This is a genomic window from Burkholderia sp. KCJ3K979 (genome assembly GCF_016759955.1).
Lineage (GTDB): Bacteria > Pseudomonadota > Gammaproteobacteria > Burkholderiales > Burkholderiaceae > Burkholderia > Burkholderia orbicola.
Genome location: NZ_JACFYV010000460.1, coordinates 1 through 609, shown reverse-complemented (window position 1 = coordinate 609; position 609 = coordinate 1). Strand labels below are relative to the sequence as shown.

Annotated in this window: 1 protein-coding gene; it reads left to right on the top strand. The window is 66.3% G+C overall.

From position 1 onward, the window contains the following. Positions 1-609, top strand: a 609-nt coding sequence (locus H3O04_RS35625) for an amidohydrolase family protein (RefSeq protein WP_202589544.1), incomplete at both ends; no start/stop codon positions are given.

Sequence of the window (609 nt, the reverse complement as noted above, 5' to 3'; positions counted from 1 at the left end):
AGAAGCCGAACGCGGAGAAGGAAGACTTCGTGAACTGGACGAAGAGCGTCAAGTACCACGACGGCACCGACTACTTCCGCAACAACGGCGCGGGCGAGATGCTGGCGTTTTCGGCGGCCGACTTCGAGGACTTCCGCGTCGCGCGGCCGGACCTGCCCGCGCAGATGGAGGACGACCTCGAAGGCGTCGTGCGCGTGCTCGCGGAAAACCGTTGGCCGTGGCGCATGCACGCGACCTATGACGAAACCATCAGCCGCGCGCTCGACGTGTTCGAGAAGGTCAACGAGGACATCCCGCTCGACGGGCTGAACTGGTTCTTCGATCACGCGGAAACGATCACCGAGCAATCGATGGACCGGATCGCCGCGCTCGGCGGCGGTATCGCGGTGCAGCACCGGATGGCGTACCAGGGCGAATATTTCGTCGAGCGCTACGGCGCGCAGGCCGCGGAGGCGACGCCGCCCGTCGCGAAGATGCTCGCGAAGGGGCTCAAGGTGTCGGCCGGCACGGACGCGACGCGCGTCGCGTCGTACAACCCGTGGGTGTCGCTTGCATGGCTCGTGACGGGCAAGACGGTCGGCGGCCTGAGGATGTATCCGCAGCGCAACC